The sequence below is a fragment of the Bradyrhizobium sp. BLXBL-01 genome (genome assembly GCF_051853025.1).
Lineage (GTDB): Bacteria > Pseudomonadota > Alphaproteobacteria > Rhizobiales > Xanthobacteraceae > Bradyrhizobium.
Map to the genome: position 1 here is coordinate 4,455,141 of NZ_CP182471.1, position 25,922 is coordinate 4,481,062.

20 protein-coding genes and 1 pseudogene are annotated in these 25,922 nt (G+C 65.4%); 16 read left to right on the forward strand and 5 right to left on the reverse strand.

Annotation, left to right across the window (positions count from 1 at the left end; translation table 11 throughout):
* Positions 1–21 precede the first annotated feature (21 nt).
* The 7 genes and pseudogenes from aroQ (at position 22) to aat (ending at position 6,372) form a co-directional block, all read left to right on the forward strand.
* On the forward strand, positions 22–489 hold the full coding sequence (gene aroQ, locus ACNJYA_RS20715; RefSeq protein ID WP_212258526.1) for a type II 3-dehydroquinate dehydratase: 468 nt from the start codon (positions 22–24) through the stop codon (positions 487–489).
* Between the two features lie 35 nt (positions 490–524).
* Positions 525–1,013 (forward strand): acetyl-CoA carboxylase biotin carboxyl carrier protein, encoded by a 489-nt coding sequence (gene accB / locus ACNJYA_RS20720; RefSeq protein ID WP_212258524.1) that lies wholly within the window; start codon positions 525–527, stop codon positions 1,011–1,013.
* A gap of 84 nt (positions 1,014–1,097) precedes the next feature.
* Positions 1,098–2,456: an acetyl-CoA carboxylase biotin carboxylase subunit gene (gene accC / locus ACNJYA_RS20725; RefSeq protein ID WP_172788658.1), complete on the forward strand. Its 1,359-nt coding sequence runs from the start codon at positions 1,098–1,100 to the stop codon at positions 2,454–2,456.
* A 104-nt stretch (positions 2,457–2,560) separates the two neighbouring features.
* Entirely contained in the window at positions 2,561–4,087 is a 1,527-nt protein-coding gene (locus tag ACNJYA_RS20730) for a sensor histidine kinase (RefSeq protein WP_172788657.1), read from the forward strand.
* Positions 4,084–4,524 carry a response regulator gene (locus ACNJYA_RS20735; protein ID WP_172788656.1) on the forward strand — a complete coding sequence of 147 codons (441 nt, stop codon included), beginning with the start codon at positions 4,084–4,086 and terminating at the stop codon, positions 4,522–4,524. Before ACNJYA_RS20730 ends, ACNJYA_RS20735 begins: the two co-directional genes overlap by 4 nt.
* A pseudogene (locus ACNJYA_RS20740) lies at positions 4,521–5,635 on the forward strand (sensor histidine kinase). Before ACNJYA_RS20735 ends, ACNJYA_RS20740 begins: the two are co-directional and overlap by 4 nt.
* Before the next feature lie 56 nt (positions 5,636–5,691).
* A complete protein-coding gene (aat, locus tag ACNJYA_RS20745) occupies positions 5,692–6,372 on the forward strand; it encodes a leucyl/phenylalanyl-tRNA--protein transferase (RefSeq protein WP_439363184.1) in 681 nt (226 codons plus the stop codon).
* An 11-nt stretch (positions 6,373–6,383) separates the two neighbouring features.
* Here the strand turns inward: aat and ACNJYA_RS20750 are convergent, their stop codons facing one another.
* The gene (locus tag ACNJYA_RS20750) at positions 6,384–7,433 is read right to left on the reverse strand and encodes a DUF2155 domain-containing protein (RefSeq protein ID WP_439400650.1); all 1,050 of its coding nucleotides are present in this window, start codon (positions 7,431–7,433) and stop codon (positions 6,384–6,386) included.
* 181 nt (positions 7,434–7,614) lie between these two features.
* Here ACNJYA_RS20750 and ACNJYA_RS20755 point away from each other — a divergent pair, with 181 nt between their 5' ends.
* A complete protein-coding gene (locus ACNJYA_RS20755; protein ID WP_439400651.1) occupies positions 7,615–8,622 on the forward strand; it encodes a Na+-dependent transporter in 1,008 nt (335 codons plus the stop codon).
* Positions 8,623–8,677: 55 nt separating this feature from the next.
* Here the strand turns inward: ACNJYA_RS20755 and ACNJYA_RS20760 are convergent, their stop codons facing one another.
* Positions 8,678–9,574, reverse strand: a complete 897-nt coding sequence (locus ACNJYA_RS20760) for a LysR family transcriptional regulator (protein WP_439400652.1) — start codon at positions 9,572–9,574, stop codon at positions 8,678–8,680.
* A 98-nt stretch (positions 9,575–9,672) separates the two neighbouring features.
* Between ACNJYA_RS20760 and bla the strand changes: the two genes are divergently transcribed.
* Complete coding sequence (gene bla / locus ACNJYA_RS20765; RefSeq protein ID WP_439403458.1) at positions 9,673–10,557, forward strand: class A beta-lactamase; 885 nt, start codon at positions 9,673–9,675, stop codon at positions 10,555–10,557.
* Positions 10,558–10,626: 69 nt separating this feature from the next.
* Here bla and ACNJYA_RS20770 read toward each other — a convergent pair whose 3' ends face one another.
* Positions 10,627–11,565 (reverse strand): GlxA family transcriptional regulator, encoded by a 939-nt coding sequence (locus ACNJYA_RS20770; protein WP_439400653.1) that lies wholly within the window; start codon positions 11,563–11,565, stop codon positions 10,627–10,629.
* 103 nt (positions 11,566–11,668) lie between these two features.
* On the opposite strand from ACNJYA_RS20770, the gene ACNJYA_RS20775 reads away from it, so the two are divergent.
* Positions 11,669–12,355, forward strand: a complete 687-nt coding sequence (locus ACNJYA_RS20775; RefSeq protein WP_172788649.1) for a DJ-1/PfpI family protein — start codon at positions 11,669–11,671, stop codon at positions 12,353–12,355.
* 497 nt (positions 12,356–12,852) lie between these two features.
* On the opposite strand, the gene ACNJYA_RS20780 is transcribed toward ACNJYA_RS20775, so the two are convergent.
* Positions 12,853–13,260, reverse strand: coding sequence for an NADH:ubiquinone oxidoreductase subunit NDUFA12 (locus tag ACNJYA_RS20780; protein ID WP_172788648.1), 408 nt, complete (start codon positions 13,258–13,260; stop codon positions 12,853–12,855).
* A gap of 241 nt (positions 13,261–13,501) precedes the next feature.
* Between ACNJYA_RS20780 and ACNJYA_RS20785 the strand changes: the two genes are divergently transcribed.
* The 5 genes from ACNJYA_RS20785 to ACNJYA_RS20805 all read left to right on the forward strand — a co-directional run bounded on the left by ACNJYA_RS20785 (position 13,502) and on the right by ACNJYA_RS20805 (position 20,297).
* The gene (locus ACNJYA_RS20785; protein ID WP_172788647.1) at positions 13,502–14,236 is read left to right on the forward strand and encodes a BA14K family protein; all 735 of its coding nucleotides are present in this window, start codon (positions 13,502–13,504) and stop codon (positions 14,234–14,236) included.
* A gap of 230 nt (positions 14,237–14,466) precedes the next feature.
* Entirely contained in the window at positions 14,467–14,883 is a 417-nt protein-coding gene (locus tag ACNJYA_RS20790) for a response regulator (protein WP_172788646.1), read from the forward strand.
* On the forward strand, positions 14,880–17,138 hold the full coding sequence (locus tag ACNJYA_RS20795; RefSeq protein WP_439400654.1) for a CHASE3 domain-containing protein: 2,259 nt from the start codon (positions 14,880–14,882) through the stop codon (positions 17,136–17,138). The genes ACNJYA_RS20790 and ACNJYA_RS20795 overlap by 4 nt, the downstream gene beginning before the upstream one ends.
* Positions 17,139–17,517: 379 nt before the next feature.
* On the forward strand, positions 17,518–18,489 hold the full coding sequence (locus ACNJYA_RS20800) for an ABC transporter substrate-binding protein (RefSeq protein ID WP_212258512.1): 972 nt from the start codon (positions 17,518–17,520) through the stop codon (positions 18,487–18,489).
* Between the two features lie 8 nt (positions 18,490–18,497).
* Complete coding sequence (locus tag ACNJYA_RS20805) at positions 18,498–20,297, forward strand: adenylate/guanylate cyclase domain-containing protein (RefSeq protein WP_439400655.1); 1,800 nt, start codon at positions 18,498–18,500, stop codon at positions 20,295–20,297.
* Between the two features lie 19 nt (positions 20,298–20,316).
* Here the strand turns inward: ACNJYA_RS20805 and ACNJYA_RS20810 are convergent, their stop codons facing one another.
* A complete protein-coding gene (locus ACNJYA_RS20810) occupies positions 20,317–21,213 on the reverse strand; it encodes a DMT family transporter (protein WP_260383506.1) in 897 nt (298 codons plus the stop codon).
* Between the two features lie 768 nt (positions 21,214–21,981).
* Here ACNJYA_RS20810 and ACNJYA_RS20815 point away from each other — a divergent pair.
* On the forward strand, positions 21,982–25,770 hold the full coding sequence (locus tag ACNJYA_RS20815; protein WP_439400656.1) for a vitamin B12-dependent ribonucleotide reductase: 3,789 nt from the start codon (positions 21,982–21,984) through the stop codon (positions 25,768–25,770).
* Positions 25,771–25,922: the final 152 nt, after the last annotated feature.

A 25,922-nucleotide genomic window follows, 5' to 3' on the forward strand; every position in this document is an offset into this window, starting at 1 on the left:
AACACCTCTCCCGGGATTGGAATGGCCGAACCTGCAACCGACACGATCCTCGTCCTGAACGGGCCGAACCTCAACATGCTGGGGACCCGCGAGCCCGACAAGTACGGCCAGGCGACGCTGGCCGACGTCGAGGCGCTGTGCCGGGAGACGGCCGCGACGTTCGGCCTGAAGGCGGACTGCCGGCAGTCCAACCGCGAAGGCGAGCTGATCGACTTCATCCACGAGGCGCATCGGCGCAAGATGAAGGGCATCATCATCAATGCCGGCGGCTATTCCCACACCTCGATCGCACTGCACGATGCGCTGCTCGCCGTGCAGATTCCGACGGTCGAGGTGCATGTGACCAACATCCACGCCCGCGAGAGTTTTCGTCACCATTCCTACACCGCACGCGCGGCCTTCGCCTCGCTCTGCGGTTTCGGCATCGAGGGCTACCGCCTCGCCATCCAGGGCCTTGCCGCCAAGCTCGGCATCAAGCCCAACGCCTGACGCCCCCTTCAATCAGAACATTCGGATCAAACAACATGGCGCGCCAGCCAGACGACAAAGCAGCCGCAAAGTTTTCCAGCGAGGATTCCGCGCTCGTCCGCGAGCTGGCACTTCTGCTCGATGAGACCAGCCTCACCGAGATCGAGATCGAGCGGGCGGGCCTGCGCCTGCGCGTCGCCCGCAACATCAGCGTTGCCGCGACCATGCCGATGCAGGTGACGGCTCCTCCCGCCGCCCTGCCGCTGGCGGCAAGCCCCGCAACCCCTGCCGCGCCCGATCTGTCGAAGCATCCCGGCGCCGTGACCTCGCCGATGGTCGGCACCGCCTATTGGGCGCCGGAGCCGGGCGCAAAGCCGTTCATCGATGTCGGCACCAAGGTCTCGGTCGGCCAGACGCTGCTGATCATCGAAGCCATGAAGACGATGAACCAGATCCCCTCGCCGCGCGCCGGCACGGTGACACAGATCCTGGTCGAGGACGGCCAGCCGGTCGAGTACGGCGAGCCGCTGGTGATCATTGAGTGACGCGAATGGGGAAATAGCGAATAGCGAATGGCGTCAGCCTTCCCTACTCGCCATTCGCCACTTCGCCATTCGCTGCAGGACAACATGTTCGACAAGATCCTCATAGCCAATCGCGGCGAGATCGCCCTTCGCATCCTCAGGGCCTGCAAGGAGCTCGGGATCGCGACCGTCGCCGTGCACTCCACCGCGGACGCCGATGCCATGCATGTGCGGCTGTCGGACGAGAGCGTCTGCATCGGACCGCCGGCGTCCAAGGACAGCTATCTCAACGTGCCCGCCCTGCTCGCGGCCTGCGAGATCACCGGCGCCGATGCCGTGCATCCCGGTTACGGCTTCCTCTCCGAGAACGCGCGCTTTGCGGAAATCCTCGCCGAGCACAATCTGCACTTCATCGGTCCGAAGGCCGAGCACATCCGCCTGATGGGCGACAAGATCGAGGCCAAGAAGACCGCCAAGCGGCTCGGCATCCCCGTGGTGCCCGGCTCGGACGGCGCCGTCGGTCCTGACGACGATGCATTGGCGATCGCCAGGAAGATCGGCTTCCCGGTGCTGGTCAAGGCGGCGGCCGGCGGCGGCGGCCGCGGCATGAAGGTCGCGCACAGCGAGGCGGACCTGCAGGTGGCGCTGTCGACGGCAGCGAACGAGGCCAAATCCGCCTTCGGCGATGCCTCCGTCTATCTGGAAAAATATCTGCAGAAGCCGCGCCACATCGAGATCCAGATCCTCGGCGACGGCCGCGGCGGCGCGATCCATCTCGGCGAGCGCGACTGCTCGCTGCAGCGCCGCCACCAGAAGGTCTGGGAGGAAGGCCCCTCGCCCGTCCTCGCTGCCGCCGCACGGGCCAAGATCGGCGAGACCTGCGCCAAAGCCATGCGCGAGATGAAATATCTCGGCGTCGGCACCATCGAGTTCCTGTTCGAGGACGGCGAGTTCTACTTCATCGAGATGAACACCCGCATCCAGGTGGAGCATCCCGTCACCGAAAGCATCACCGACATCGACCTCGTGCTGGAGCAGATCCGCATCGCCGCCGGCGGCGACCTGCCGGCCAGGCAGGACGAGGTCCAGGTCATCGGCCACGCGATCGAGTGCCGCATCAACGCCGAGAATCCGCAGACCTTCCGCCCCTCGCCGGGCCGGATCCTGCAATATCATCCGCCCGGCGGCCTTGGGGTGCGGATCGATTCCGCCGTCTACCAAGGCTATACGATCCCGCCCTATTACGACTCCCTCGTCGGCAAGCTGATCGTGCACGGCAAGACCCGGGCCGAATGCCTGATGCGGCTGCGGCGGGCGCTGGACGAGATGGTGGTCGAGGGCATCGAGACCACGCTGCCGCTGTTCCGTGCGCTGGTGCGCGAGGCCGACATCATCAATGGCGACTACCACATCCACTGGCTGGAGCAGTACCTGGCCGGCAAGGCGGAACCCGCCCCGCGATAACCTCGTCCCCTTGGAACCCTTTGGCCCCGATCGCGTTCTGGAGGGTTGGGGCCAATTCCAAGGGGGCGTTTTGAACTCCATCGCACGCAGACAGGTGAACCGTCGTGACGGCTGAAGGCCAGCGACGGCGGGCATTCTGGCAGGTCCTGCTGTTCGCGGCGGGCATTTTGGTGCTGACCGTGATCAGCGCCGGCTCCGTCTACCTCGTCAACAAGGCGCGCGAGGACAGCAAATGGGTGCTTCACACCATCGAGGTGGAGAACCAGATCAATGCCCTGCTGCTGGAGATCCGGCGCGCCGAGAGCGGCGCCCGAGGCTTTCTGCTGACCCAGGGGGACAACTTCAGGGTCGACCATGAAAAGGCCGTTTCGGCGATCATTCCGGCCCTCGACAAGCTCACGCGCTTCAGCGCCGACAATCCGCAGCAACGCGCGAATGTCGAGAAGCTGAGCGCGGCGATCGAAATCCGTCTCGGTCAGTTTGCGCAGGAAATGATCTTTATGCAGCAGGGCCAGCCGGACAGGGCCACCGCGTTGGTTCGCGAGGCCGCGGCGCAGGACACCACAACCAGGATCACCAGCGTCGCGAACGCGATGATCCAGGAGGAGGAGCGCCTGTTCCGCCTCCGCACGACCAACTCCGACCACAGCCAGACCCTGGCCGCCTCGATGACTGGTATCGGCTCCGGCCTCGTGGTGGTGCTGGCGCTGATCTCGATCTGGCTGGTGCGGCGCTCGGCACGCGTGCGCGACGAGGCCGAGGCGCGCCTGCGCGATGCCAACCTCAATCTGGAAGCCGTCGTCGACGAACGCACGGCGGATCTGCGCGAAGCCAACGACGAAATCCAGCGCTTTGCCTATATCGTCAGCCACGATCTGCGCTCGCCGCTCGTCAACATCATGGGCTTCACGAGCGAGCTCGAAGAGCTCGGCGGCGACATCTTCCGCCGCATCGGCAGCCTCGCGCATGTCCCCGCGGGGGCAGCGCCGCTCGCGCCTGCCGCGCCGGGCGAGATCGCGCTCGAAGGCGCCGACAAGCAGCTCTCGGAGGATTTCTCCGAAGCGCTCGGCTTCATCAAATCGTCGATCGCCAAGATGGACCGGCTGATCTCGGCCATCCTCAACCTCACCCGCGAGGGCCGGCGTGAATTCCAGCCGGTGAAGGTTGACACGCGCGAGCTGATCGAGGCCATCGCGACGACGCTGGCGCACCAGGCGGCCGAGGCGCAGGCCGAGATCCATCTCGAGCCCCTGCCGGACCTCGTGAGCGACCGCCTCGCCCTCGAGCAGATCTTCTCCAACCTGATCGACAACGCGATCAAATATCTCAAGCCCGGCGTGCCCGGCGAGATCAGAATCCGCGGGCGGACCAAGCTCGGCTACGCTATCTTCGAGGTCAGCGACAACGGCCGCGGCATCGATCCGAAGGACCACCAGCGGATATTCGACCTGTTCCGCCGCGCGGGAACCCAGGATAAGCCTGGCCAGGGTATCGGCCTTGCGCATGTGCGTGCACTTGTGCGTCGCCTCGGCGGCACCATGTCGGTATCATCGGAACTTAATGCGGGCAGCACCTTCACGATCACGCTGCCGATCGCCTGGAACGTGAGCAACCGGAACCGAGATCGATGACCCAGCCTGTCACCATCATCATGATCGAGGACGACGAGGGCCATGCCCGCCTGATCGAGCGCAACATCCGCCGCTCGGGCGTCAACAACGAGATCGTCTCCTTCGCCACCGGCACCGAGGCCATGCGGCACCTGTTCGGCGCCGACGGCTCCGGGCTCGTGCAGAAGGGCAACGCGCTCCTGATCCTGCTCGACCTCAACCTGCCCGACATGACCGGGATCGACATCCTGAGGCAGATCAAGGAGAACAAGTATCTTAAGGCCTCGCCCGTGGTGGTGCTGACCACCACCGACGATTCCCAGGAGATCAAGCGCTGCTACGAGCTCGGCTGCAACGTCTACATCACCAAGCCCGTCAACTACGAGAATTTCGCCAACGCCATCCGGCAGCTCGGGCTGTTCTTCTCGGTCATCCAGGTCCCGCCCGCCGCCACATGAACCAGCGCACGCCGACACTGCTCTACATCGACGACGACGAGGCGCTGGCGCGCCTGGTCGATCGCGGCCTGACGCGGCGCGGCTTCCGGGTCGTCCATGCCGCAAGCGGCGAGGAAGGCCTCGAGCGCATCCGCCGCGCCGCCGCCCTGAACAGCGCCGAAGGCGGCATCGACGTCGTCGCGCTCGATCAGTACATGCCGGGCCTCGACGGGCTCGAGACGCTCGAGCAGATCATGGCGATCCCGGACGCGCCGCCGGTCGTGTTCGTCACCGCCTCGCAGGATTCCAGCATCGCGGTGACCGCGCTCAAGGCGGGAGCGGCCGACTATCTGGTCAAGGACGTCCAGGGCGACTTCATCCCGCTCCTCCACGTCGCCGCCGAGGGCGCGCTGCGCCAGGCCGAGCTGCAGCGGGCGCGCGAGGAAGCCGAGGCCGAGATCCACGCTTCGCGCGACCGCTACGCGGCGCTCGCCGCCGAACGCGAGCTCCTGCTGCGCGAGGTCAACCACCGCGTCGGCAACTCGCTCCAGATCATCGCCTCGCTGCTGCACCTGCAGGCGAGCTCCGCAGCGCAGGACGAGGTCAAGGCGGCGCTGACCAATGCGATGGGCCGCGTCGCCGCGGTGGCGCAGGTGCACCGCCGCCTCTACACCTCGCAGGACCTCAAGAGCGTGGTCCTCAATCAGTATCTGGACTCGCTGCTCGAGGATCTCAGGCGGTCCGCCGAAGGCAACCGGATGTCGCGCCTGACGCTGAAGGCCGAGCCGATCGAGATCGATCCGGACCGTGCGGTCGCCGTCGGCATCATCGTCAACGAGCTGTGATGAACGCGGTGAAATACGCCTATCCGGACGGCGCCGGCCCGATCCATGTCGAGCTGATCTCGCAAGGCGACGATCTCCTGCTCTCGATCACCGACGACGGCGTCGGCGACAACGTCAAGGCCGATCCGCGCTCCACCGGCATGGGCCAGCGCATCGTCGCAGCCATGGCCACCAAGCTCGACGCCACGGTGGAGCGTGATCCCACGCATTCCGGAACCCGGGTCGTGCTGAAGTTCGGCCGTCTGCCCGCAAGCGTCGCCAAGACCAGCACCGCTGCGGCGAGCTGAGCGGTCCGGCCGCCACCCATCGCAACTGCGTTGCGATCCTGCTATGATGGCAAGCCATGACTTCGCGCGACTCCGCCCCGTCTGAAATCACGCCGGCCGTGTTGCTGCGCGCCTATGCCTGCGGCATCTTTCCGATGGCGGAAAGCGCCGACGATCCGACCTTGTTCTGGGTCGAGCCGGAGCTGCGCGGCGTCATCCCGCTCGACGGCTTCCGCGTCGCCTCGCGCCTCGCGCGCACGGTGCGCTCGGATCAGTTTCGCGTCACCGTCAACACCGCGTTCAAGGCGACGATCGCCGGCTGCGCTGCGCCGCAAGTGGGACGCGAGGACACCTGGATCAACAAGCGCATCCGCGACCTCTATGGCGGGCTCTTCGAGCTCGGCCATTGCCACAGCGTCGAAGCCTGGCAGGGCGACGATCTCGTCGGCGGTCTCTACGGCGTCAGCCTGGGGCGGGCCTTCTTCGGCGAGAGCATGTTCCACAATGTGCGCGATGCCTCGAAGGTCGCGCTGGTGCATCTGGTCGCGCGGCTCATTCACGGCGGCTTCGAGCTGCTCGACACCCAATATGTCACCGAGCACCTGAAGAGCTTCGGCGCAGTCGAGATCTCGCGGCGACGCTACACCGCGCTGCTTGACAAGGCGCTGGCGGGCGATGCCGGCGATTTCCTGAAGCTCTCCGCCGGCGAAGCGATCCCGGGCGCACGCGCCCTGGAGATCATCGCTTCGCGGCAATAACGAACAGCTCGTTAGCGGCCGAATCCGGGAATGCCGAACAGGCCTGGGCGCTGCTCCGGTGGGGGCGGCGGTGGCGGTGCCGGCTGTTGCTGCTGCTGCTGCTGCTGGATCGGCGGCAGCGGCTGCGGCGGGCGCTGCTGCACCTGCTTGGGGGCGGCCTTTTTCTGTGCAGGCGGCGGTGGCGGCGGCTTTGCCGCGGCCGGATCCGGTGCCGCCGTGGCGACGGTCTGCTGCGGCTCTTTGCAGTCGGTCAGCCAGATATCGTAGATCGGATGCTCGACGCCGTGCAGGCCAGGGCTTGCCGCGTACATCCAGCCCGAGAAGATCCGCTTCACCTCGCCCTGCAAGGTGATCTCGTCGACCTCGACGAAGGCGTCGGTGTTGGCCGCTTCAGTCGCCGGACGCGTGTAGCAGGCGTTGGTTTTGACGCGGAGCGCACCGAACTGGACGGTCTCGCCGATCTCCTCGTCGAAATTGATGATGCGCCCGGTGATCTTGTCGAGGCCGGAGAAGGTCGCCTTCTTGTTCACGATCTTCTGGGCCGGCGGCTCGGTCACGACCTCGTCGCCCGGCTGCAGGCTGGCCGGGGTCTGTGGCACGGCGCCGCCCGGCCCGCCCTTCTGCTGGGGCTGGCGCTGACCGGGCGCACCCGGCGCGCCTTGCGGCCCCGGCGGAGCGATCGCGGCGGAGGGCGGCTGGTTTGGCGGCGCGAGGGTCGAGCCCGGCGGCGGCGCCAGAGGCTGAGTCTCGACCGGCCCCGGCATCACGTTGCCCTGCCGGCCCGGCGGCGGCATCGGGCGCGACGGCAGCACCCGGCCCTGCGGCGGCAGCTCCGGCACCTCTTCGTCGTCCTCGGGCATCGGCTGCGGCTGGGGCTGGCCGCGCGGAATGTTGCCGGGCGGCCGCAGCGGCGGCGGATCGGAGAAGATCGTGCCGATCTGCGCACTTGCCGGCGTCGCAGCCGTCAGTGCGGTGGCGGCCAAAAGCGCCGCAAGACCGGTCAGGGAAAAGATTTTGAACATTTCGCGCGGCTTCAACAGCGAATCGGGCTCGTTGGACATTCTACAGGGGATACCGCCGCTCGCAGGCCCTCCGGTTAACACGCCGAATACGGCGGGGGAAGGGCGGCAACCCAGCCGTTCCCGGCGCGGTCTGGCCAGGCCAGCTCCCGGATGGGATAGTCGTGAGCCCCTCCCCGGGGCCGAAAGCGGGAATGCCCCCGAACCGACAATCCCGACAGAGATGCCCTTCCTCCTCGAAGCCGCCCTCGCCCTTCCCCTGCGCGCCCTGAGCTGGCTCGGCGGCCAGGGCACGCGCGCCGTGGCGGCGATCGCCTTCATCGCGGTCGCGGTGCCGCCGCTCGGCGCGCTGCTGCGCCCCTATGTTACCGAAGCGATCTTCCTTCTGCTCTGCATCTCCTTCATGCGCGTCGATCTCGTCGCGCTGTACGGACATCTGCGCCGGCCGGCGCTGGTCGGGGCCGCCACGGCCTGGACCACGATCGGTGTGCCGCTGATCGTCGGCCTCATCGCCCATGGAAGCGGGCTCGACAGAAGCTCACCCGGTCTCTTCCTTGCGCTGATGCTCCAGGGCATGGCTTCGCCGATGATGGCAGCACCCGCGCTCGCCGCGCTGATCGGCCTCGACGCCACGCTGCCGCTGGTCACGCTGGTCACCGCGACTGCGCTCGTGCCCTTCACAGCCTCGCTGTTCGCGAGCCTCTTTCTCGGCGGCATGCTCAGCATCTCGCCGCTCGCGCTCGGCCTGAAGCTGCTCGGCATCCTCGCCGCATCGCTGCTGGCCGCGACCGTCATCCGTCGCCTGTTCGGCACCGACGCGATCCAGCGCCACAAGCGGCCGATCGACGGCTTCAACATCCTCATCCTGCTGGTGTTCGCATCCGCCGTCATGGGCGACGTGGTGCACGATCTCCTCGCCGATCCGCTGTTTGCGACCGGCGTCGCACTGCTTGCCTTCGCGGTTTATTTCGCCCTGCTCGCCGTCACGACATTCATCTTTCGCCGCGCCGGCAGCGAGCGCGCCTTTGCGATCGGCCTGATGGTGTCACAGCGCAATCTGGGCCTGATGCTGGCGGCCACCGCCGGCGCATTGCCGCCCACCACCTGGCTCTATTTCGCGCTGACGCAGTTTCCGATTCACCTCGCGCCGTACATGCTGATGCCGATCGCGCGGCGGCTGAGAGTGCGCGCCGATACGTCAGGCGGGGCAGCCACGGGCCACATCACCTAGCCGGCCCTCGCCGCGCTGCGATGCCTTTGAGCAAGGCCATCTCGATGCGCCATGCTCATTCAACTTTCATCTTCTTGCATTCAGCCAATATCCACTGCCGGAATGCCTGCATCGCGTGCGTGTGCCGCTTTGATTTCAGGGACGTGAGCCAGTACGATCCAAGATGGACGCGGGTGTCGTAAGGACAGGCCAGGCGTTTCCGGGCTACATCCTCCGAGAACAAGACGACCGGCAAAAGTGCGACCCCGCCTCCTTGAGCTGCAGCGTGCGCCAAGGAGACCGATGAATCAAACGTCGGGCCCGTCATGCGAGGCTGCCGGCATTTCGCCGCCTCGAACCACTGTGTCCACTCGCCGGATCGGTAGGAACGCAGCAGCACCTGTTGATGGAGATCTATCGGGTCTTTGAGACGCTTCGCTATCGTCGGCGTGGACATCGGGGTGAAGAAAGCATCGACCAAACGCTCTGCGTTGGTACCGTGCCAGGCGCCGTCGCCGAATCGAATGGCGTAGTCCAAGCCCTCGGCGCCGAGGTCGACACGATTGTTGTTGGCAAAAATCTTGATATCGACCTGCGGGTGGATCGAGGTGAAACTCTTGAGGCGAGGAACGAGCCAGCCTGCCGCGAACGTTCCGACGACGCCGATCATCAGCGTCTCCCGCATGCGGCCGTTTTCGAAACGGTCCAGCACCTGGTTGATCCGACCGAAAGCATCCGAAATAGCAGGCAACAGCGCCTCGCCTTCTTCTGTCAGGGCAAGCCCGCGCGTGAGCCGCCTGAACAACTCCACACGCAGGCTTCGCTCCAGAGTTCGCACCTGCTGGCTCACGGCAGCCTGCGACACTCGGAGTTCCAGACCGGCCTTGGTGAAGCTGAGGTGACGCGCCGCCGCCTCGAACGCGCGGAGCGCGTTCAGCGGAAGACCGGAAACGTTGGGAGGTCGGCGGGCCACGTCTGATCCAAGTTTTACTTATGGATGGCCTCACGAAGCATCATTTGTCAATCGCGGCAGCACGCAGCAAAAAAGCACACGTTCAATCGGAGTTCACGATGCTAACGCGACGTCAGTTCGGATCATCCACACTTGTCCTTTCAGCACAGCTCTTCCTCTCGAAAGTCTCGGGTGCTTCGACACTTGAAACAACACGGCTGTTGGAGGCCATCAGGCAGCTTGAAAGCAAAAGCGGCGGTCGGCTCGGCGTCACCGTGCTCGACACGCAAACCGGAGCGTCGATTCAACATAGGGGAGACGAACGATTTCCGATGTGCAGCACCTTCAAGGTGCTCGCGTCCGCAGCAATATTGAAACAGGTAGGAGAGAAGCTGGACGGCCTCGATCGACGCGTTCGCATCGATCAATCCGACATCGTCGAATATTCGCCGGTCACCCGTGAGCATGTGGGACCGGACGGCATGTCGCTGCGGGAACTCTGCGAGGCCGCCGTTACGAGGAGCGACAACGCGGCCGGCAACCTGCTTCTCAGGGAAATAGGAGGCCCTGCCGGCCTGACCGCCTTCGCCCGCAGCCTCGGTGATGACGTGACCCGATTGGACCGCATCGAGACCGAGTTGAACGAAGCTGCGCCAGGCGATCCTCGCGACACGACAAGCCCGAACGCGATGGCTGAGAATTACAGGCGTCTGGTGCTGGGCAACGTGCTTCCGCCGGCAGGTCGGGAGCAGCTGTCCAAATGGATGATCGCAAACAAGACAGGCGACAGCCGATTGCGCGCCGGTCTGCCGCAGGGCTGGCGCGTGGGCGACAAGACTGGAGCGGGCGGCCGCGGCACCAACAACGACGTTGCGATCGTATGGCCACCTCAGCGCTCGGCGCTCATCGTCGCAGTCTATCTCACGGGCGCCTCTGTCGACATGAGCGGGCAAAACGAGGTGATTGCCTCCGTCGGACGAGAGGTCGGCAAGGAATTCGGCTGATCGCGCGAGCTGACGTTCACACCGAAAGCCCGGCAGAGCCCCTTCAAGTGGAGGCTTGTGCCGGGCGCCCTACCCCGCCCGCGCCGCCCGCCGCAGCGCCTGCGGGGGCTGGCCATACGCGCGGATGAAGGCGCGCCGCATGCGCTCGGGATCGCGGAAGCCAGTCACCTCCGCCACGCGCTCGATCGCCTCGCGCGAGGACTGCACGCGCTCGCGCGCGACTTCGAGCCTGAGCCGCTCGATCGCCTTGGAGGGCGTCGTGCCGGTCTCGGCGGCAAACGCGCGGGCAAAATGCCGGGCGCTCATGCCGGCGCGGTCGGCGAGATCCTCCACCGTCAGCGGCGCGTCGAGATTTTCGCGCGCCCAGGATAACAGTGCGCCGAAGCGCCCGTTCGGCGCCTTCAGCTCCAACAGCGACGAGAATTGCGACTGCCCGCCGCTGCGGCGGTGATAGAGCACGAGCTGGCGCGCGGTCGCCTGCGCGATCTCCTCGCCATGGTCCTCGGTGACCATCGCGAGCGCGAGGTCGATGCCGGCGGAGATTCCGGCCGAAGTCCAGACATTGCCGTCGCGGGTGAAGATCTGGTCCGGCTCGAACTTGACCTTGGGAAAGCATGCGACGAACTCGCGCGTCCGCCCCCAATGCGTGGTGGCCCGGCGGCCGTCGAGAAGTCCCGCCTCGGCGAGCACGAAGGCGCCCGAGCAGACGCTCGCGACCCGCACGCCGCGCCTTGCCAGCCGCTGCACGAAGGCCCGCGTGATCTCGCAGCGCGCGGCCTCCGCGACGCCGCTGCCGCCGGCCACGAGCAGCGTCGTGATCGCGTTCGCCGTCTTGAAGTCACGCGCCATCATCTCGACGCCCGACGAGCTGCGCACCAGCCCCGGCTTGGCCGCCAGCACGCGGATGGCCGGCGCCTTGCCGATGCAGCGCGCTGCGATCTCGAATGCCGAGATCGGGCCTGCCGCATCGAGCAGCTGGAAGTCCGGGAAGATCAGGATGCCGATCATGGGCCAGGCCGCAGGTATGTCCGAAAGCGAGGGAATTATGCCATTTCTGACAGCAGGGCACCATGCCATTCTGCCGCCGTCAAGCGCATTGTCGGAGGCTCCCATGTCGTCACCGCTCCAGATCGGAATCCTGGTGTTTCCACGCGTCACCCAGCTCGATTTCACCGGCCCCTTGCAGGTCTTCGCCATGGTCCCGGACGCAAAACTGCACCTGATCTGGAAGCGGATCGAGCCGGTGCCGAGCGATTCCGTGCTGACGCTGACGCCGACCACGACGTTCGCGGATTGCCCCCAGCTCGATGTCATCTGCGTGCCCGGCGGCCAGGGCACCAACGACCTTCTCAACGACGAGGACGTACTGGAATTCCTGCGCAAGCAGGCGGCAGGCGCCAAGTACGTCACCTCGGTGTGCACGGGATCGCTGGCCCTCGGCGCCGCCGGCCTCCTGAAGGGCTACCGCGCGGCCACCCATTGGAGCGCAATGGAGATGCTCGCACAGTTCGGCGCGACACCGACGAAGACACGCGTCTGCGTCGATCGCAACCGCATCACCGGCGGCGGTGTCACCGCCGGGATCGATTTCGCGCTGACGCTGGTCTCGATCATGGTCAATCGCACCACGGCCGAAGCGATCCAGCTCCAGATGGAATACAATCCAGCCCCGCCGTTCAATGCGGGCTCGCCCGATACCGCGCCCGCCGAGGTGCTGGCGCTGCTGAGGGAGCGCGGCGCGCAGAACCAGGCGCGGCGTCTCGAAGCGGTGCAGCGCGCGGCTGAGCGGGTGAACTAGACTCCGCTCACGTGTCCCGGACGCGCTGCGGCGCGCAGCGATGCGGCGCAGAGCCGGGACCCAGGGAGCCACACAGCACGCAGCAGAATGGGCCCCGGCTCAGCTGCGCACCACTTCGCGCTGCGCAGCGTCCGGGGCACGAGACTCACGAGGGCCCCAACAGAAAAAGGCCGCTCGGTTTCCCGAGCGGCCTTTCCTGTCTCACGGTGGCTGCACATTCACATCGGGCGATGTCGGAGCTTCCAGACCGGGGGCCTATCTCCCGATCGAGTCCTTCCTCGGCGGCCGCTGCATCTCGGGACAGTCGCGAACTGTTGCCCGAACCGAACGCGATGGTCTCCCATCTCCGTAAGATGGGATCATTGAGCCGCATCGCCCGCCTCGAGGCAACGCCTGCGCAAGCAGCGTCCCCGCTGTTCCCGTTGTCCACAGCGGCGCGGCGCGGATGCAGGTGCATCCGCTTTGGACGATGGTGGTTCGTGGGTGCGCCGAAAAGGCTAGCCGGGCGTCCAGGGCTGATAGTCGCCGGTCGCCTTGGGACGCCTGCCGCTGGCGAGCGTCGAGCCGGAGGGACGATAGGCCTTGGCCGTGCCGGTGAGATTCGGCTGGTGCGGCTTTTCCCACTCGCGCGGCTGGTAGTTGACCTCGGTCGGCGGCTTGTCGACGACGTGGTGGATCCAGCCGTGCCATTCCGGCGGAATCCGGCTCGCTTCGGCGTAGCCATTATAGATCACCCAGCGCCGCTCGAAGCCGAGCGTCGGATCGATCGCCCCGCCCCGCGTGCGGTAGTAACGGTTGCCCTGCTCGTCCTCCCCGACCAGCTCGCCATACCGCTTGGTCCAGAGCTGGGTGCCAAACGTCTGGCCACTCCACCAGGTGAAGAACTTGAGGAAGAATTGTTTCATGCGGCAAGGGCCCTGCTTCGTCGGGTCCTGATGCCATCCGGGGGGCGAAATGTCCAGTTCGGCGGGCGTGTCGGCGCCCTCCAAATCCGCCTACCGCGCGCGCCCCTGCCGCAAAGCGGACGCGATTCATTCATGCCCCGTACAGCAGCAGGGCCTGAGGCTCCATTCGCGCGCAAACCGGCGTGATCCCAGGAACCCCAATGCATTCATAGGGTTTGCTTTCCGGGAAAGGAGTTTGACCATGAACAGTCTGAAATTGTTGAGTGCTGCCGCAGCAGCGGCGTTGGTTCTTCCCTTGGCGAGCCCGAGCTTTGCACAGAGTCGTGCCGCCGCGGTCGGAGCAGGCGGTGGCGCCCATGTCGGCGGCGGTGGCGGCGGTGCTCACATCGGCGGCGGCGGCTTCGGTGGCGGCGCGCGCATGGGCGGCGGCGGCGCGGCCTTCCATGGCGGCGGCGGCAATTTCGCGGCGGGCGGCGGCGCTATGCGCCCAAGCGGCGGCAGTTTCGGAGGCGGCGCCGCGATGCGTCCGAGCGGAGGCAGTTTCGCGGCCGCCCCTGCGGTCCGTCCGAGCGGCGGCAGCTTTGTAGGCGGCGTGGCGGCCCGCCCCGGCATCTCGCCCACCTTCAGCGGCACGCGCAGCGTCGCGACCGCCTCGCCGGGCACGTGGAGCGGCAGCGGCGGCACCTGGAGCGGCGGCTGGCGCCACCATCACCATCGTCGCGGCGGCGGTTTCTGGCCGGGCTTTGCGGCCGGCGCCGCGATCGGTGGCCTCGGCTCCTACGCCTACTATGGCGGCGGGTACGGCTACTATGACGATCCCTACTACTACGACAGCTATTATGACGAGCCGACGGTTGCGGTGGTGCCCGATAGCGGCGGCGACTCCGCTGCCTATTGCGCGCAGCGCTACAAATCGTACGACCCGGCCTCGGGCACTTATCTCGGCTACGACGGCCTGCGGCATCCCTGCCCGTAAGCGGATCGCCTAAGCGTGAGGCAGAAGGCGTCGCAGCGATGCGGCGCCTTTTTCGCAAGCGGCGTCTTCCTCACCGGCTCGCACGTGCAAGGATAAATACAAATCGATGCAAATGGACCTTTATGCACCGAACCGTGCATATCCTTCGCGATCCAATCCCAAATTGACCCGACCCACGATTCGCGGATATCACAAACCACAGTGGGGACTTCGATCTACTGGGAAGTGTCATGCCGCGTATTCTCGTGGTTGATGACGATCCGATGGTCGGCGCGACCATCGAGGTCCTCCTCCAACGTCAGGGCTTCGACGTCACGCTCACCGACGGCGGCGAAACAGGACTGGCTGCGCTGGAATCGCACGCCTTCGACGTGATGCTGGTCGACATCTTCATGCCGCATATGCGCGGCTTCGAATCCATCCGCATCTTTCACGAGCGCGCCCCGGCCACGCCGCTGATCGCGATGTCGGGCTACGCCTTCGCCTCGTCTGCCTCGCCCTCTCCCGATTTTCTCCGCATGGCGCTGGAACTCGGCGCAACGCGCTGCCTGCGCAAGCCGTTCACGCCCGAAGCGCTGCTGACCACGATCCGGGAATGCCTCGCCGGCGCGAGCGCGCCGCCGAAGGACCAGAAAGAAGCCCCTTGATTCCAACGCAACGCGTCATTCTCGGTGTTGGACTCGCCATCCTCCTGATCATCACCGCGGCTTCGATCGCCCTCGACGTCAAGTCGCGGTCCGACGCGGCGCGGCTAAACCACACCGTCCAGGTGCAAAGGAAGATCTCCGATCTGCGCGTGCTGCTGCGCCGGGCCGAGAGCGCCGCGCGCGGCTACGAGCTCTATCGCAGCCAGGGCTTCAGCGACGAATTCCAGGCGGTGCACGCCAAGATCGCGCCGGCCCTCGCCGAGCTCAAGCGCGACGTGCACGACAGTCCCGATCAGGTCGCGCTGCTGGAGGGCACCGAGCCGCTGGCGCTGCGCCGGATCGAGATCGCCGCCACCGCGATGCGCCTGCGCGCCGCCAACGACCAGGCCGGCATTGCCGCGCTCAACAGCAAGGCCGAGGGCCGAGGGCTGATGGACACGGTCATGGGCAATCTCGACCGTCTGAGCGCGGAGGAAGAACGCCTGCTCGCCGCCCGCTCCCAGGATTCGCGCCGCACCGGAATCGTGCTGCTCGGCATCGACGTCGCTGGCGCCGTGCTGATCCTGCTCCTGGTCGCGTTGGTGATGCGCGAAAGTCGCCGCACGACGGGTGAGCTCCAGAGCTCGCTCGAGCAGACCCAGGCCGCCAAGACCGCTCTCGAGGCGGCGGTGGCCGAGCGCACCGAGCACCTCGTCGCCGCCCATGACGAGCTGCGCCTGTCGGTCAACGTGCTCCAGAGCACGTTCCGCAGCATGGCGGAGGCGGTGCTGGTCATCGACGCCGAGGGCATGGTGCTGCTGTCCAATCCGGCCGCCGAGCGCATGCTGCTGCATCGCACCGGCATGAACGTCGGCAATCTGCGCGCGCTGTCGGACGTGTTTCACGGCGACGGCGTCACGCCGCTTCTGGCCGACGAGCTGCCGTCGACGCGCGTGCTGCGCGGCGAGCAGTTCGAAGAGCTGGAGATGATCGTCCGCCCGCACAGCGGCAACCCGCCACGCCAACTCATGGTCAGCGGCCGGCCGATGCGGGACGGGCAAGGCAACGTCTCCGGGGCGGTCCTGGTCTATCACGATGCGACGACCTCGCGCGAAACCGAGCGGCAGCTGCACCAGTCACAGAAGCTGGATGCGATCGGCAAGCTGACCGGCGGCGTCGCGCACGACTTCAACAACATGCTCACCGTCATCTCCGGCAACACCGAGACGCTGGTCGAGAGCCTGAAGGACCAGCCCGAGCTGCAGCGCACGGCGCGGCTGATCGACGATGCCGCCGAGCGCTGCGCCGAGCTGATCCAGCATCTGCTGGCGTTCGCGCGCCGGCAGCCGCTCGAGCCGCGCAACGTCGACATCAACGCCGCGATCTCCGACATCGCAAAGCTTCTGCGCCCCACCCTCGGCGAGCAGATCCAGATCGAGACCGTGCTGGAACAGGGGCCGATGACGACGCATATCGATCCGTCTAGGCTCACCAACGCCGTGCTCAACATGGCGATCAACGCCCGCGACGCCATGCCGAACGGCGGCAAGCTGCTGCTGGAGACCCACCGCGTCGCGCTCGACGAGGCCTACGCGCAGGCCAATGCCGACGTGACACCCGGACCCTATGTCATGCTCGCGGTCAGCGACACCGGCACCGGCATGTCCGTGGAGATCCAGCAGAAGGCGTTCGAGCCCTTCTTCACCACCAAGGAGGTCGGCAAGGGATCCGGCCTCGGCCTCTCCATGGTCTACGGCTTCGTCAAGCAGTCGGGCGGCCACATCAAGATCTACAGCGAGGAAGGCCACGGCACCACGATCAAGCTCTATCTGCCGCCGGGCGAAGGCGGCGCGGACGTCGCAGCTGGCGTCACGCCGCAGGCCGAAGGCGGCGCCGAGACCATTTTCGTGGTCGAGGACGATCCGCTGGTGCGCAACTTCGTCACCGCGCAGCTGCAGAGCCTCGGCTACAAGACGGTGGCCGCGTCCGACGGCAAGGCTGCGCTCGACTTGATCGAGGCCGGCCAGAGCTTCGACCTGCTGTTCACCGACGTCGTCATCCCCGGCGGCATGAGCGGCCGCGAGCTCGCCGAGGAGGTGGCGAGGCGTCGGCCGGGCGTGAAGGTGCTCTACACCTCCGGCTACACCGACAACGCCATCGTCCATCACGGCAAGCTGGATGACGGCGTGCTGCTGCTGACCAAGCCCTACCGGAGAAACCAACTCGCGGAGATGATCCGCAAGGCGCTGAACGGCGGCGGCATGGCGGCGAGCTAGCGCGTGAACTGCCGAAGGCGCGCTGCAGTCACACCATATATGAGGCCAAGGGCACTGCCCCCAGGAGTGAGTTCCAATTGTCCTCTGAGACGCCGTAGCTCGCCCGGATCCGCGCGCCGGAGGTATTTCGACACCGCGCTATGCACCGCGTAAGGCCGTTTTGATCGTCATCGGGTCGGTCTCAAGCAAAAATCAAGCGCACCTCAAGGACAAATCGTCTCGCCAGACCAGTCTCTGAGCATGCTCTCGGCGACAAATGTAGGAGCCGGTGTCGCGACAGTCCGCTTGCGGAGCGCAGTACCGAGCGCAGTCATCAGATGCACAGCTAGGATCTTGGTCTGCGGCCCGAATTGACGGCGCAGCTTCGACAGGTGCTCGCATGAAAAGACGAGAGTTCATCTTGTTGATTGGCGGGGGGCTGGCCTGGCCTGCGATCGCACGGGCGCAGGGCGGAGCCAAGCTGCATCGCATCTTCTGGGTCTCGACTCAGTCCGGACCGGATCCCTTCCTGGACGGCTTTCGCGAGGGAATGCGCGCGCTGGGATACGTCGAGGGCAGGACCGTAACAATCGAGACGCATTATGCCCCTGAAAACCCGCAGGCACTGCGCAAGATCGTCTCCGAGTTGCAACGAGGGGATGTCGACCTTGTGGTCTCGAGCGGTCCGGCGACGCGCGTCATGACTGCGGTGACCGAAGTCCCCGTGCTGTTTGCATTGAGCGGTGACCCCGTCGCTTTGGGTGTGGTGAAGAGCCTTGCTCACCCCGGCACCAATTTCACCGGCAGCACATTCCTGTCGCTCGAGCTGGCAGGAAAGCGCGTTGAGCTGCTCAAGGACATTTATCCAAAGCTGCGAAAACTGGCGGTGTTCTCGAACACGGATCACCCGGGAGAGCCACTGGAATGGCGCGCGACTTTGGAGTCGTGCCGAAATCTTGGCATTGAGGCAGCCTACGTTCCGTTCTCCGGCGCTCGCGAAATCGAGAATGGGTTGATGGCTGCCGGCAAGGTGGACGCGGATGCTCTCCTCGTGTTTCCCGACGCAGTGACGCTGGTGCATCGTGCGAAGATTGCGGAGCTTGCAATCGCGCACCGGCTGCCTTCGATGTTTGGCTGGTCTGAATATTGTGACGCTGGAGGCCTCTTGAGCTACGGCGCAAACCAGCGCACGACCTATTTTCGGCTTGCCACTTATGCCGATCGCATCCTGCGCGGTGAAGATCCGTCGGATCTTCCGGTCATGCGTCCCGACAAGTTTGAACTTGCAGTCAATCTGAAGACAGCCAGGCTTCTGGGTATCGAGCTGGATGTGTCGTCGATCCTGTTTCGCGCCAGCAAGGTGATCTCCTGAGAGTAGTCATGACGGACGGTGCTGCGCAGTCCTCTTCGTGCACGATGCCTCCGCGTCGCTCGCTGTTCTGCAAGTACTTCGCGACGTTGTTTGTCGCTGCGGTCGTGCCTCTGATACTCGGCGCGGCCGTCGAGGCTTCTTTCGGGTACCGGGACCAGCGCCGCCAGATCAGCGCGGTGCTGCAGGCCGATGCTCGCGCTGCGTCCGACAGGATCGAGGCGTTCACCGACGGCATCCGAGATCAGCTGGGTTGGGTGGTGCAGCTTCCCTGGTCTGCCGGAGGCGATGCGCAACATAAGATCGATGCCTTGCGCCTCCTGCAGCAGGTCCCTGCAATCGTCTCGGTTTCGCTTCTTGATGAGACCGGCACCGAACGGGTCTTTGTTTCCAGGCTGCTTCTGAACAGGACCGGGCGCGGCATTGATATGTCGACGGATCCCGCTGTTCTGGGCGCACGCGCCAACGAAGTCTGGTACGGACCGGTTCAGTACCGGCGAGATTCAGAGCCCTATATGAGGATCGCGGTTGCCGGGAGCCTGCCGGCCGCGGGGGTTGCGATCGCCGAGGTCAATCTGAAGCTGATCTGGGATGTCATCGCAGCCATTAGAATTGGCGAGACCGGCTACGCCATAGTTGTCGATGATTCCGGTCATCTGATCGCACATCCCGATATCAGTCGGGTTCTGCGCGGCCGCGCCAGCTCCGGCAGTTTTGGCCCGATCAAGCATCTCGTTGGCGCGACGAGCGGAGCGGCGGTGATAACCGGGGAGCGAGGCAACCCGGTGGTGGCGCTATCCGTTCAGGCCGCCGATGTGGGATGGACGGTGATCGCGATGCAGCCGACCTCGGAAGCCTTTGCATCAATTCGCGCGGCGTTGTGGCGCTCGTCAATTCTCATTGCCTTTGGTGTTCTTATCGCGCTGGCGCTCGCCTATTGGCGCGCGCACAGAATGTCCGGTCCGATCAAGCAACTGGAGGAGGGCGTGGAGCGGATCAGAACCGGACAATTCGAGCATCGCATCAAGATCTTCAGCGGTGACGAGTTGCAGCAACTGGCGTTGCGCTTCAACGAAATGGCTTCTGAACTGGCGATCTCGCAGCAGAAATCTGCGCGGATCGAACGGCTGAAGCAGTTCCTGCCGTCACAGGTCGCCGAATTGGTCGAGCATTCTCATGAACTGCTCGAAGGGCAGCGACGTGAAGTCGCTGTCATTTTTGGCGACTTGCGCGGCTTCACGGCGTTCTCCACGCGCAATGAACCCGATGTCATCATGGCCGTCATGCGAGAGTACTACGAGGCCGTCGGCGCCGTGACGACTCGTCACGAGGCAACGCTCATCGGCTTTGATGGCGACGGAGTCATGCTCCTGGTCAATGCCCCGATTGCATGCGAACAGCCGGCAACGCAAGCGGTCCGGCTCGCGATCGACCTGCAAATGACGGTGCAGTCCCTTGCCGGCAAATGGTGTGACGCCGGCCACGCGATCGGCTTTGGTGTGGGCGTTGCCATGGGTCCGGCAACGGTAGGAACGGTTGGCTATAACGGTCGGCTGGACTACACGGCGATGGGAGCCGTGGTGAATCTGGCGTCGCGGCTCTGCAATCTCGCGAAGGACGCGCAGATCCTGGCCGATCCCACGATCGCCGGAAGGGTAAGTGACAGCGTTCCGTTGGCCTCGCTCGGACAGCGGAGCATCAAAGGCTACGACCAGGCTCTCGAAGTCTTTGCTGTCGCACCTGCTGACCTGCCGTTAAAACCGCCGGGCTCGGCGCAACGCCGGCGAGAGAAAGAGCTTCAGGACCACTGATACCCCAGCGTCCGGAAGGCTAACGCGTCGCCATCACCACGGCGGCCAGCGTGAGCAGCAGCGCGGCGATCTGCCCTGCCCCGAGCGGCTCGCCCAGCGCCACCGCCGACGTCACGACGCCGATCACCGGCACCGCCATGGTGCCGATCGCCGCGACCGAGGCCGGCAGGCGCGCGAGCGCAGCGAACCAGCTGACATAGGCGATGCAGAACTGCCCGACGACCGAATAGACCAGGAGCCACCAGCCGAGCGGCGTCACCTGCGACAGATGCGTGGTCTCGACCAGGAGGCCAACGATCGAGACCGGCAGGCAGCCGATCCCGATCTGCCAGGCCGCAGCCGTGAGCGGCGGCAGGCGGATCGGGTACTTCTTCGAGAACACCGTGCCGACGGCAAAGCCGAATGCGCCGACGAGCGCCATGACGATGCCCGGCAGCTTCTCGACGCTGGCGGCAAAGCCGTTGCCGCCCATGATCGTGGCAAGGCCGGCGAAGGCCAGCAGCAGCCCCAGCGTGCGCAACAGCGTCGGCTGCTCGCCGAGCACCGGCCAGGCGATGACCGAAGCCCAGACCGGCATGGTGTAGGCGATCAGCGCCGCCTCGCTCGCCGGCAGCCAGAGCAGCGCCAGCCCCATCAGCACCATCCAGCCGGTGACGTTGAGCACGGCCGAGGTGAGGAGGCGCGGCCAGATCGCGCCCTCCACCTGCAGGCTTTGCCGGCGGATCACCGCAAGCAGTGCCAGCAGCAGCGCGCCGAGCACGCCGGTGACCCCGCGCAGCGTCAAAGGCGGCAGCTCGGCGAGCAGGAATTTCGTCACCGGCCAGTTGAAGCCCCAGCCGACCGAGGTGATCGCAAGGAACATCAGGCCGGCCGGGGCGATGCGCGGCCGCACGCCCGGCGTCGTCGAATCAAGCATGTCAGGTAGTCCGGCAAAATCGACGGTCAGCTTGGCCCGGATTCGCAGGTCCCACCACCACTTCGGCGGGCATGCCTGCCCTCACCTTCCGTAGGGCTACGTGAGTCCTGCTGACGCAATCCCATTGCTCAAAAATATAGCTGCCCTGTGAACAGCGGGATGAAGCTTCCGCATCATCACGGGATGCAAATTTTTTCGGTTGGGAATCCCTGAGGACTCACTGATACTTGGGTCCACAACAGGCCCGGCGAAGACCCCTGTTATCCCCCACAATCCACCATATTTAGTATTTGATTCAGGAACTCGCACTAGTTCTTGACGGGCGCAACGGAGAGTCCTAGCTTTCGGTCCGTTCGGCGCGAGTGAGTTTGCGTCCCGCCGGCACTCCCCCAAAGGGTCTCGCAAATCTCCGCTCCGCCAGCCGGCCAAAGGCTGCGGATGAGGGCTTGTCTGCCCTCGGAATGCAGGCTCTTCGGGCGCCAGAACGGGCCGGCAACAGGCTCGGATGGCATCGAAGACGAAGTGACGTTGTGGGGCGTTGAACGCATGTCGCACGCATCCCCTTGGGGGCGGATGGGTGTGGACATGCCGGCGGGATGATCGATGCGACGCATCGGGGTCGTGCCGGGAAAAAACAGGGCCGGATCCACCGGCTGAACTGCGGTGCCCCAAGGCCGAACGGCTGAAGGCGCCCGCGAGATGCAATGACGACCCGGCACGCCCACAACGAGGGGCGGGACCGGTCAAAGAAAAGGACGGGGCAAGACAATGCGGATTGAGCGGCGCCACACCACCCAAGGACAGTCACCTTATGCGGGAATCGATTTCCGCCTGACCACGTCGGAGATTCGCAATCCCGACGGCTCGGTCGTGTTCAAGCTCGACAATGTCGAGGTGCCGAGCGAGTGGTCGCAGGTCGCCTCCGACGTGCTGGCCCAGAAATATTTCCGCAAAGCCGGCGTTGCCGCGCGCCTGAAGAAGGTCGAGGAGGAATCCGTCCCCTCCTTCCTGTGGCGCTCCGTACCCGACACCGACGCGCTCAATGCGCTGCCTGAGAAGGAGCGCTATGTCAGCGAGCTCTCGGCCAAGCAGGTGTTCGACCGCCTCGCCGGCTGCTGGACCTATTGGGGCTGGAAGGGCGGCTATTTCACGAGCGACGACGACGCCCAGGCCTTCTATGACGAGCTCCGCTACATGCTCGCCATGCAGATGGTCGCGCCGAACTCGCCGCAATGGTTCAACACCGGTCTCCATTGGGCCTATGGCATCGACGGCCCCGGCCAGGGCCATTATTACGTCGACCCCTTCACCGGCAAGCTGACCAAGTCCAAGTCGGCCTACGAGCATCCGCAGCCGCACGCCTGCTTCATCCAGGGCGTCGGTGACGACCTCGTCAACGAAGGCGGCATCATGGACCTCTGGGTCCGCGAGGCGCGCCTGTTCAAGTACGGCTCCGGCACCGGCTCCAACTTCTCGCGCCTGCGCGGCGAAGGCGAAAAGCTCTCCGGCGGCGGCCGCTCGTCGGGCCTGATGAGCTTCCTCAAGATCGGCGACCGCGCTGCGGGCGCGATCAAGTCGGGCGGCACCACGCGCCGCGCCGCCAAGATGGTCGTCGTCGACGTCGATCACCCCGATATCGAGACTTATATCGACTGGAAGGTGAAGGAGGAGCAGAAGGTCGCCGCCCTCGTCACGGGCTCCAAGATCAACCAGAAGCACCTCAAGGCGGTGCTGAAGGCCTGCGTCAACTGCGAAGGCTCGGGCGACGATTGCTTCGACCCCGAGAAGAACCCTGCCCTGCGCCGGGAAATCAAGCTCGCGCGCCGCAGCCTCGTGCCCGACAATTACATCAAGCGCGTCATCCAGTTCGCCAAGCAAGGCTACAAGGACATCCAGTTCGACACCTACGACACCGACTGGGACAGCGAAGCCTATCTCACGGTCTCAGGCCAGAACTCCAACAACTCGGTCTCGCTCAAGGACGACTTCCTGCGCGCGGTGGAAACCGACGGCGACTGGAATCTGAACGCCCGCACTTCGAAGAAGGTGACGAAGACGCTGAAGGCGCGCGACCTCTGGGAGAAGATCGGCTACGCCGCCTGGGCCTCGGCCGATCCGGGCCTGCACTTCAACACCACGATGAACGACTGGCACACCTGCAAGGCGTCCGGTGACATCCGCGCGTCCAATCCGTGCTCGGAATACATGTTCCTGGACGACACGGCCTGCAACCTCGCCTCGGCCAACCTGCTGACGTTCTACAACACCGACACCAAGCACTTCGACGTCGAGGGCTATGAGCACCTCTGCCGGCTCTGGACCATCGTGCTGGAAATCTCCGTCATGATGGCGCAGTTCCCGTCGAAGGCGATCGCCGAGCTCTCCTACGAGTTCCGCACGCTCGGCCTCGGCTACGCCAATATCGGCGGCCTCCTGATGACCATGGGCCTGCCCTATGACAGCAAGGAAGGCCGCGCGCTCTGCGGCGCGCTGACCGCTGTGATGACCGGCATCACCTACAAGACCTCGGCCGAGATCGCCGCCGAGCTCGGCACCTTCCCCGGCTACAAGAAGAACGCCGCGCACATGCTGCGCGTGATCCGCAACCACCGCCGCGCCGCGCACGGCGAGGCCTCCGGCTATGAGGCGCTCAGCGTCAACCCGGTGCCGCTCGACCTCGTCTCCTGCCCGCAAGCCGACCTCGTCAGCCATGCCCAGGCGGCCTGGGATGCGGCGCTCGAGCTCGGCGAGAAGCACGGCTATCGCAACGCCCAGACCACGGTGATCGCGCCGACCGGCACGATCGGCCTCGTCATGGATTGCGACACCACCGGCATCGAGCCGGACTTCGCCCTGGTCAAGTTCAAGAAGCTCGCCGGCGGAGGCTACTTCAAGATCATCAACCGCGCGGTGCCGGCCGCGCTGCGCGCGCTCGGCTATCGCGAGAGCGAGATCGCGGAGATCGAAGCCTATGCCGTCGGCCACGGCTCGCTCTCCAACGCCCCCGGCATCAACGCCTCGACCCTCAAGGCAAAGGGCTTCACCGATGAAGCCATCGCCAAGGTCGAGAAGGCCCTGCCGACCGCCTTCGACATCAAGTTCGCCTTCAACAAGTGGACCTTTGGCGAAGACTTCATCCGCGACCAGCTCGGCATCGGCGCCGAGGCGATCGCAGCCCCCGGCTTCGACCTGCTCCAGGCCGTCGGCTTCACCAAGCGCGAGATCGAGGCGGCCAACGTCCACATCTGCGGCGCGATGACGGTGGAGGGTGCCCCGCATCTCAAGGCCGAGCATTATCCGGTGTTCGACTGCGCCAACCCGTGCGGCAAGATCGGCAAGCGCTATCTGTCGGTCGAGAGCCACATCCGCATGATGGCGGCGGCCCAGCCCTTCATCTCGGGTGCGATCTCCAAGACCATCAACATGCCGAACGACGCCACGGTGGAGGACTGCAAGTCCGCCTACATGCTGTCGTGGAAGCTGGCGTTGAAGGCCAACGCGCTCTATCGCGATGGCTCCAAGCTCAGCCAGCCGCTCAACTCGCAGCTCATCAGCGACGATGAGGACGAGGACGATGCGGTCGAGTTGCTGCACGAGAAGCCCAATCTTTTTGAAAAACCCATGGCGGCGCGCGCCACCCACGTGGCCGAAAAGGTCGTCGAGAAGCTGGTCGAGCGCATCGTCGTGATGCGCGAGCGCGAGAAGATGCCGGATCGCCGCAAGGGCTATACCCAGAAGGCGGTGGTCGGCGGCCACAAGGTGTACCTGCGCACCGGCGAATACGATGACGGCCGTCTCGGCGAGATCTTCATCGACATGCACAAGGAAGGCGCGGCGCTCCGCTCCTTCATCAACAACTTCGCCATCGCGGTGTCGCTCGGCCTGCAATACGGCGTGCCGCTGGACGAATATGTCGACGCCTTCACCTTCACCCGCTTCGAGCCGGCGGGCCCCGTGCAGGGCAACGACAGCATCAAGTACGCGACCTCGATCCTCGACTACGTCTTCCGCGAGCTCGCGGTGAGCTATCTCTCGCGCTTCGACCTCGCCCATGTCGATCCCAACGAGACGGGTTTTGACGCGCTCGGCAAGGGCGTCGAGGAAGGCAAGGAGCCGGACGAGGACGGCGGCCACCACGCGACCAAGCTCGTGTCGCGCGGCCTCACCCGCTCGCGCACGGACAACCTCGTCGTGATGCGCGGCGGCTCGGCCGCGGTCAGCCAAGGCAACGACAGCGCGCCGTCAGGCGGCAGCCGGGTCACGGCGCTGGCCGCCCACGGCACCTCGTCCCGCCTCAGTGACACCATCGAAGGCGCCGTCGCCCTGAAGCAGGAAGCCCAGCACGATCTGTCGCCGACCGAAAAGCTCGAGCAGCTGCAATGGAGCAAGGCCGGCACCGCCGCCGTTGCCGCGCCCAGCAAGGCCGAGCGCCGCGCGGAAGCCAAGGCCAAGGGCTACGAGGGCGAGATGTGCTCGGAGTGCGGCAACTTCACGCTGGTGCGGAATGGGACGTGTATGAAGTGCGATACGTGCGGGAGCACGACGGGGTGTTCGTGAGGTTTTCGGTATCGATTGAACTTGGCGATAGGGAACTATTCCATTGCTAGCCAAGTAGCTGGATATCCAAAGGTCAAAATTTCGCGGCGGAGCTTCAGCTCCGTCGCGAAATGGCAAATCGAACGAAACATGAATCAACCCTAAGAGGAAGC

Excerpts from the sequence above, each read along its gene's own strand:
- aroQ (WP_212258526.1), top strand. The coding sequence starts at position 22 with ATGGCCGAACCTGCAACCGACACGATCCTCGTCCTGAACGGGCCGAAC.
- accB (WP_212258524.1), top strand. The coding sequence starts at position 525 with ATGGCGCGCCAGCCAGACGACAAAGCAGCCGCAAAGTTTTCCAGCGAG.
- accC (WP_172788658.1), top strand. The coding sequence starts at position 1,098 with ATGTTCGACAAGATCCTCATAGCCAATCGCGGCGAGATCGCCCTTCGC.
- ACNJYA_RS20735 (WP_172788656.1), top strand. The coding sequence starts at position 4,084 with ATGACCCAGCCTGTCACCATCATCATGATCGAGGACGACGAGGGCCAT.
- aat (WP_439363184.1), top strand. The coding sequence starts at position 5,692 with ATGACTTCGCGCGACTCCGCCCCGTCTGAAATCACGCCGGCCGTGTTG.
- ACNJYA_RS20750 (WP_439400650.1), bottom strand. The coding sequence starts at position 7,433 with ATGTCCAACGAGCCCGATTCGCTGTTGAAGCCGCGCGAAATGTTCAAA.
- ACNJYA_RS20755 (WP_439400651.1), top strand. The coding sequence starts at position 7,615 with ATGCCCTTCCTCCTCGAAGCCGCCCTCGCCCTTCCCCTGCGCGCCCTG.
- bla (WP_439403458.1), top strand. The coding sequence starts at position 9,673 with ATGCTAACGCGACGTCAGTTCGGATCATCCACACTTGTCCTTTCAGCA.
- ACNJYA_RS20770 (WP_439400653.1), bottom strand. The coding sequence starts at position 11,565 with ATGATCGGCATCCTGATCTTCCCGGACTTCCAGCTGCTCGATGCGGCA.
- ACNJYA_RS20775 (WP_172788649.1), top strand. The coding sequence starts at position 11,669 with ATGTCGTCACCGCTCCAGATCGGAATCCTGGTGTTTCCACGCGTCACC.
- ACNJYA_RS20780 (WP_172788648.1), bottom strand. The coding sequence starts at position 13,260 with ATGAAACAATTCTTCCTCAAGTTCTTCACCTGGTGGAGTGGCCAGACG.
- ACNJYA_RS20785 (WP_172788647.1), top strand. The coding sequence starts at position 13,502 with ATGAACAGTCTGAAATTGTTGAGTGCTGCCGCAGCAGCGGCGTTGGTT.
- ACNJYA_RS20790 (WP_172788646.1), top strand. The coding sequence starts at position 14,467 with ATGCCGCGTATTCTCGTGGTTGATGACGATCCGATGGTCGGCGCGACC.
- ACNJYA_RS20800 (WP_212258512.1), top strand. The coding sequence starts at position 17,518 with ATGAAAAGACGAGAGTTCATCTTGTTGATTGGCGGGGGGCTGGCCTGG.
- ACNJYA_RS20805 (WP_439400655.1), top strand. The coding sequence starts at position 18,498 with ATGACGGACGGTGCTGCGCAGTCCTCTTCGTGCACGATGCCTCCGCGT.
- ACNJYA_RS20810 (WP_260383506.1), bottom strand. The coding sequence starts at position 21,213 with ATGCTTGATTCGACGACGCCGGGCGTGCGGCCGCGCATCGCCCCGGCC.
- ACNJYA_RS20815 (WP_439400656.1), top strand. The coding sequence starts at position 21,982 with ATGCGGATTGAGCGGCGCCACACCACCCAAGGACAGTCACCTTATGCG.